Origin of the sequence: Lysinibacillus sp. NPDC097231 (assembly GCF_044761885.1) — a bacterium.
In the GTDB taxonomy this organism is placed as follows: domain Bacteria; phylum Bacillota; class Bacilli; order Bacillales_A; family Planococcaceae; genus Lysinibacillus.
On sequence record NZ_JBIWDH010000042.1, the window covers coordinates 39,152 to 46,598 of the forward strand.

Below are 7,447 nucleotides of genomic sequence, written 5' to 3' on the forward strand. Positions count from 1 at the left end.
CAATATGAGTGGAATATATTGGTTTTATGAAATATATCAGAGATTAAGACCTGATAAAGTCAAAATAATTATTTTATCAATTATAACTATTGTTGGTGCTGTAATAGGAGCACTTCCTTCAATAGCAATCGGATCAATAATCGATTCAATTAAAGAAGGTTCAGGACAAACTCTTCTTATTAAATTTAGCATCTTATTACTCCTATCACTCTTATTACAAGAGATTTTTATAATCTATAGACAATACTTAGCTTCAATTATTACATTAAATCTTTGCAAATTATTAAGAATTGATATGCTTACTAAAATAACGAAAACAAAAATTAATTATTTTCAAAAAAACACTAGAGGAGATATAATACAAAATTTTACAGACGACTTAAATGAAATTCAAAAATTCGGATTAGAATTATTACCAAAGTTTATATATGAAATAATTTTAGCAACAATAGCAATAGTAGTTATTGCGTGTATATTTTGGCCGTTAGCAATTATCGGTTTAATGGTGTATTTACTCTATTTAATACCTTTGAAACGTTTTGGAATTAAACAACGGAAAGTTTCAGCTGAGCTAAGAAACCATAAAGCAATTATGCGCCAACAAACACTAGAGAAATTAGAGTCCCTAAAATTGATAAAAATTTTAGGGAATGAAGAAAAAGAAAAGTCGAATTTTTTTAATATTCAAAAAAAATGGAGTGTCCTAGTTAAATCTAGATATGTTACAGATCATATGTTTCGAAATTTCCCTAGAGTTTTAGATGCTTTAGCTCCAGCATTAGTTTTTTTAATAGGAGGATGGAAAGTATTTTCAAATCAACTAACAATAGGGGAATTGGTGATAATAACAGGATATTTACCAGCCATTAATGCTCCTATAAGATCCTTCTCTACTACGTTTTTAGCTATTAAAGATATAGACAGTAGACTTGTTAGAGTTGTTAATTGCCTTAAATTAGATTCAGAAGAAAGTAGCTCAATTACTGATGATAGACTTCAAATAATTGGCGGAATTAAATTTTCAGGTGTTTCATTAAAAAGTGATAGAGGTTACATAGTAAAAAATGTATCGTTTTGTATAAATCCAGGTGAACATATCGCAATTGTCGGCTCAACTGGTTCGGGCAAAAGCAGTATACTTCGTCTAATCACTAAATTATATAAACCATCTCAAGGGAAAATTTATATAGATAATAATGATTTATGTAAAATTTCAAACATATCATTGAAAAAAGCAATAGGCATAGTAACACAAGATACTTTTTTATTTAATGAATCTTTGAAGAATAATTTATCTTATATAAAGAAACAGCCTATTAATAAAATTGAAGAAATATTATTTGAATTAAAATTAGAAAGAATGTTAGAAGGTTCAGAAGGAATAAATAAATTAATTGGTAATAATGGCTTGGCATTATCCGGTGGACAAAGACAAAGATTGGGGGTTGCTCGTGCAATTTTAGGAGAACCTCAAATACTTCTTTTAGATGAAGCAACTTCAGCTTTAGATATTGAAAATGAGAAAAACGTAATGAATATTATTAATAATAAGTTTAAGAATAAAACTATTATTTTTGTAGCACATCGTTTAGAAACCGTTATTGATGCTGATAAGATATTAGTATTTAAAAAAGGTGAATTAATAGAACAAGGTACTCATCAGGAATTAAGGAAAAAAAACGGGGAATATACTAATTTGTGGAATTCTAGAGAAGGAGAGGGAGTAACAGATGGATTTAGATGAAGAGAAACACACCTCAAATTCTTTAAATAAACAGATACTTTTTTTAATAAGACCATATATAGGACGTATAGTATTAGCGTTTTCTTTGGTAACGATAAGGTCTATATTACTGTTATCCCCACCTATTTTGACAAAATATATAATTGATACTATTTTGCCAAACCATGTAAATACTGAATTGGTATTTTTTTCTTTTTGTATTTTTATTATCCCTGTTATTACTGGTGCTTTGATAATATGGGATTTGCATGTAAGTTCTTTTGTTCTAAAAATAGCTTCAATAATCAGAACTAAAATTTATTCTGGGTTGCAAAATAGACAAATTAGGTGGTTTATTAAAAAAAATACAAGTGACTTATTACAAAGATTACTTGATGAAACAGAAAGTGTGACATTATTTTTTTATCAGGGCATCGGAAGTATTATTTGGTTTAATGTAACTATTTTAACGGGTATTCTTCTAATGAGCTTTATGAGTGTAAAATTAACAATTCTACTGGTCATTTTTTTACTACTCCAAGTATTTGCATTAGATAGGGTTTCAAGACAACTAAATAAAAATTCAGAAGAATTATTAGATGCTCAATCTATGATGGCAGAGCATGTAAAGGAAACGCTCAATGGCATTCATTATATTAAAAGTGTGGGTAAAGAATTAACTGAGGTAAAAAAATTTATCCCTAAAATTGATATGCATTATAAGAAATATCAGAAAATACTAATTATAAAAAATAAAGCAAGTATTTCAAGAGCGTTATTAAATAGTTGTAGTGTGGCTGCTATTTTCCTATATGGTGGAAAACTTGTAATAGATGGTAATTTAACTGTGGGGTCTTTGGTTGCTATCTCTACAATATATTCCTGGATAACGCCAGCTTTTTTAGGTTATCAAAATGCAATTTTAGAGGCTAAGAGTATTTCTCCATCAATTAATAGAATAAGAGAAATCTATTTTGAAGAAATCCCTAATATTAAGGGGGATTTGACACCAAGATCGTTATTTCCTATTGTTTTAGAAAATGTGACATTATTGGATTCTAATAAAAATAATATAATAAATGATATTAATTTTCAGATTGATGAAGGAAAATTATATCAAATTTCAGGTAAAAGTGGTTCCGGAAAAAGTTCTTTAATAGATATTGTATTGGGTATTATACCGCCTTCAAGTGGAAAAGTAGAAATTAATGGTATTGATTTTCATGAAGTGAACCAAGATTGGTTAAGAAAAAAAATGTTCTGTGTTACTCAAGAAATACCACTTTTTAATGGGACAATACTTGATAATTTATTATATGTAAATCCTATGGCAAATAACGAACAAATCTTACGGTGTTTAGAAATTACTGAACTAACAGAGTGGATAAATAAATTACCTTGCGGGCTTAATACTCATATTGGAGAGCTTGCTTCTGGGATTTCCGGAGGGGAAAAGCAAAGAATAAGTATTGCAGCAGCAATACTTAAAAATCCATCTTTATTAATTTTGGATGAATCAACTAGTGCATTGGATTATAAAACTGAAAATAAGATTTTAAATAATTTATTATCAGAATTCCCTGGAATCACCATTATACTCGTTAATCATAGGGATAAAATATTACCGAATTTTGATAATATTATTTCATTGGACCAAAATAAAAACTAATTAAATTAGAGGAGAAAAAATGAATAAAAATATTGTTAATAATAATGTATTAGATTTAAAAGTAATTTTAAGTGAAATGGGTGTTCTAAAAGAGTTTTCTTATGAAACACCTTTGGAAAATATAGGATTTGACTCACTTAAAATTCTTGAGTTGGTAGTAATGATTGAGCAAGCTTTTGATATAGAAATTGAAGATGATGATTTAGAAGGTGCTAATTTCCAAACAATAGGTACTGTATTGGAATTAATAGAAAGAACGAAACAAAAATGTTAAATGAACAATTATTTGAAATAGTATATGACGATAAAAAAATATACGGAGTACACCATAGGGTGGAAAATAATATACTTCCTGGTATTGTGTTTTTACATGGATTAGCAGGAGATCGTGTGGATAGTCGAAGAATATTGGTTAGATTGGGGAGAGAACTTCAATCCATGGGATTTCCAAGTATTCGGTTTGACATAATCGGGACGGGTATTAGTGAGGGAGCTTTTTACGATATTACTTATTCATATTGGTATGATCAAATTTCGTTTATTGTAGACAATTCTGTTAAGGAAATTTGGGGATACAGACCTATACTAATAGTCGCTTTTAGTGAATCAGGGAAGATAGCAATTAAAATAGCTAAAAGTAAAAAGCAAATTGTTGGCCTATGCTTGTGTAATGCCATAATAACTTCTGAAAAAAACCAAAAAAATCAAAATATAAAACGCTTATACAAAAGGGGTAGCAAATTAGTTTTTGATATGGGATTCGGCGTTTGGGTGAATACTGAAATCCTGAAGGATAATAGTGAGTTCATTGTTACAAGTAAAAGAGATATACCTCAGATACCTATATTATCAATATATAGTAAAAATGATGATCTAACACAAGAAAGTTCAAATTTTATTAGGAAACATAAATTTTCAGAATTTAAAGAAGTAAGTAATGCTGATCATTTATTTACTAATCCTGTTTGGGAAAAACAATTGTTTGATACTATTCAGAGTTGGCTTTTCAAATTATTTAAATAAAAAAATAGGATTCTAGTATTGTTAAATAAATTTCTAATGTAAAAAAATGTTAAATTTAAAACAGTTAGTGCAACACAAATCGGAATAAGGAGAATTGTTAATGCAACTGTGGTTTCAAAATCAAGTTAAAGCGCAATTATGTGGGGTACTTCAAGGCAGTACTCTTAGAGCAAAGAAAGGAATTGTTTTTCTTCCAGGTCTAGGACAAACAAAAGCAGGACCTTATTTTTTATTTACTCAGATTGCTAGGAAATTTGAAAATCATTTACCAACTTTTCAGTTTGATTATATGGGTACGGGCGACAGCGAAGGAGATTTAGAAAACTGTTCATTTGGTTCTTTTATAAAAGATAGCATTTTTGCAACTAATTATTTTATAGAACAAACAAAAATAGAAAAAGTTACTTTTGTTTGTTCTGGAATTGGAAATTATTTAGCTTCGATTCTAATCAATTACTTTCCTAATAGTGAGCTTATTTTACTTGCACCAAATTATAAAAAATATAATATAAAAGACTTTAAAATTATCAGAGATAGTTTGATTAATACAGCCTCATTATCAGATTGGAGTAAAGAAAATTACTTAATTCATGACTTTTTTCAAAGAATGGGATCGGGATTAAATAGAAATAAGGGAATCTACTTGCAAAGGACATTCATAGAAGAGCTAATTGATTTTAATATTAAAAAACAAATGAATATGAATATTGAGGATTTATTAGAATTTTCAACAAAAGAATCTGAAGGGAATTTAACTGAGATTAATGGATGTGAATTGGTGGAATTAAGAAAAAGCAATTATAACTCCTTTCATCCATTGGAAGTAGAGAAGATTATCGAAAATATTTTTGAATGGGTTATTGATAAGAATACGGGGAAAAGCATATGAATTATTTTATTTTTAGTCTTTACATTATAACTCTTATTTTAATTATTTGGGATTCAGTAGTTTTAAATATTAATATTATCAAATCCTGGAAATGGAGTAAGGCAAGCAACACAACTTTAAGTAAGATAAAGGAATTAAAGATGCTCCCAAATATATATATTTTAATTCCTGTTCTACAGGAGCAAGACGTAATCTGTGATACAATAGATCATATTTTAAAAATGCCCTATGCGGGAAAAAAAGAAATACTAATAATTACTACCGAAAGAGAAATACATGAAAGTAAGGATTGGGAAGGTTCTACTCCTGCCATTGTCAAACAGTGTGTAAATAATAATTTGTACTTGGATGTAAAATTACTACATTACCCGAATATCAAAGGAGGAAAATCTGATCAATTGAACTTTGGACTAGATTATTTATGGCATAAAAAGAGTATTGATAGACAAAATTCTTATATTGCCTTGTATGATGCTGATTCTAGGCCTGAGATAAATACATTTGTTAGATTTTCTCAGTTTGTTAATATGTACTTTAAAAGCAGGAGTACTTTACCTACTGCAATTCAACAACCTTCTCTTTTCATGAGGAATTTCAATAAGGTTTCGCTATACCCAAAACTAGAGGCTTTATTTGCAACAAGATGGGTTTTAGGACATGAGATTAGAACTCAATTAAAATCAGTTATATACAAATATAGTTGGAATGTTCCTTATGCGTACGTCGTAGGGCATGGAATGTTTATAAAAGCTGACTTCTTAGAAAAAACTAACGGATTTTCGGTCCCTTATGATGATATTCATATGGGTCAAAGATTAGATTTTTTAGGAGAATCTATACATCCGTTACCCTTATTTGACATTTGTGATATTGCTCCTAGTATGTCTGAAATAACAAAACAATCGGGTAGATGGTTTGGTAATGGTCTTATTTGGAGCGAATTTTTGAGAACACGTAAATTAGGTATTAAAATGAACAGTATTAGAAGTATCACTTTACTATTTAAGGGATTAATTGATTCTTTTAGTTGGATGCATTACCTTTTACATTACATTTCATTAATTCTTATTTCGTATTTATTACCAAATAAAATTATTTTTGTAATTGCAACTTTTACTTTTGTAACCTTAGATTCTATATTGGGCATTTTAATTATGTTACAATATCTGAAAAAGTTTGAGATTAAAATAAATGAAGAATTATATTTAAATAAAATTTCTAAATTATTGATATGTATATACGCTCCTTTTAGAGGAATAATAAGAGGTTTTGGCCCAATATTATGGCTAATTCAGCAACTTAAATATTTATTAATTGGTAAATATGATTTACCAAAGACTGCACGTTCAAAAAATTAGATTTTTATCAAGTTGAGAATTCTTTCATACATTCTTGATCCTGTATGTCAGTTCCTTATACTCTCAAATTTAACCAGAAGGGATCAACTGTTATTACACGGTAATAGTTGTATAAATACTTATTCCACTATTTTTCTAAAAAATATAAGGATATTGCTATTGACAGTGGATTGAGAGATTAAGGTGAAATTCCTTACAATATAAATTTGTTTACAGAAGATTGCTACAACAAATACCTCATAAAAAAGCTAGGTAGGAGGTAAGCCGAAATACAAAAAATGCGCACCTTCTCGGTACGCACGACGAATGGCCAGCTATCTGAGTTTTTTTCAGATAGCTGGCTATTTTGCACATGTAGCTTGGATATTTTTCGACCAAGGCATGTAATCTTGTAAGATCTCTGGCTGTTGCTGAATCGGTAAATTCTGTAACTCAGTTAATAGCTTCACAAGGTACTGATAGAAATCGATGCCGTTTCCGCTAAACTTAAGCAGATGGCATTGGCTTTAGCGCCAGCTCAATTGGAGGGATTGCCACCTTTCAAGAATATTTCCTGAATAATCATACAGTTTCACCGTTTTACTCACCATTTATATTTAATATCTCTAAAATGCGGGGTCGCACCCTTCATTATTACATAAATAGTAAAAAGAAATTTATAAAAGATGTTCCTATAAAGGAACATTTTTATTATGTGCGCCCGGCATGCGTATGAACTATAGGGTGCAAGTCCCGAACCCCGAAGACAGAAGTAGAGGTTAGCCAAGAGCAAGGGTGTCCGTGGT

The 7,447-nt window shown here is 29.4% G+C and carries 6 protein-coding genes and 1 pseudogene; 6 read left to right on the forward strand and 1 reads right to left on the reverse strand.

The features are described 5' to 3' along the window. The first annotated feature begins 4 nt into the window (after positions 1-4). The 6 genes from ACIQXF_RS20110 (at position 5) to ACIQXF_RS20135 (ending at position 6,662) form a co-directional block, all read left to right on the forward strand. Positions 5-1,744 carry an ABC transporter ATP-binding protein gene (locus tag ACIQXF_RS20110; protein ID WP_402786639.1) on the forward strand — a complete coding sequence of 580 codons (1,740 nt, stop codon included), beginning with the start codon at positions 5-7 and terminating at the stop codon, positions 1,742-1,744. Further along, positions 1,731-3,392: an ABC transporter ATP-binding protein gene (locus tag ACIQXF_RS20115; protein WP_402786642.1), complete on the forward strand. Its 1,662-nt coding sequence runs from the start codon at positions 1,731-1,733 to the stop codon at positions 3,390-3,392. Before ACIQXF_RS20110 ends, ACIQXF_RS20115 begins: the two co-directional genes overlap by 14 nt. 19 nt (positions 3,393-3,411) lie before the next feature. Beyond that, a complete protein-coding gene (locus ACIQXF_RS20120; protein ID WP_402786645.1) occupies positions 3,412-3,666 on the forward strand; it encodes an acyl carrier protein in 255 nt (84 codons plus the stop codon). Next, a complete protein-coding gene (locus tag ACIQXF_RS20125; RefSeq protein ID WP_402786647.1) occupies positions 3,660-4,415 on the forward strand; it encodes an alpha/beta hydrolase in 756 nt (251 codons plus the stop codon). The genes ACIQXF_RS20120 and ACIQXF_RS20125 overlap by 7 nt, the downstream gene beginning before the upstream one ends. Before the next feature lie 100 nt (positions 4,416-4,515). Continuing rightward, the gene (locus ACIQXF_RS20130) at positions 4,516-5,304 is read left to right on the forward strand and encodes an alpha/beta hydrolase family protein (RefSeq protein WP_402786650.1); all 789 of its coding nucleotides are present in this window, start codon (positions 4,516-4,518) and stop codon (positions 5,302-5,304) included. Continuing rightward, on the forward strand, positions 5,301-6,662 hold the full coding sequence (locus ACIQXF_RS20135) for a glycosyltransferase family 2 protein (RefSeq protein WP_402786653.1): 1,362 nt from the start codon (positions 5,301-5,303) through the stop codon (positions 6,660-6,662). The genes ACIQXF_RS20130 and ACIQXF_RS20135 overlap by 4 nt, the downstream gene beginning before the upstream one ends. A gap of 341 nt (positions 6,663-7,003) precedes the next feature. On the opposite strand, the pseudogene ACIQXF_RS23070 reads toward ACIQXF_RS20135, so the two are convergent. Further along, positions 7,004-7,179, reverse strand: a pseudogene (locus ACIQXF_RS23070) (IS66 family transposase); the annotation flags it as partial. Between the last annotated feature and the right edge of the window lie 268 nt (positions 7,180-7,447).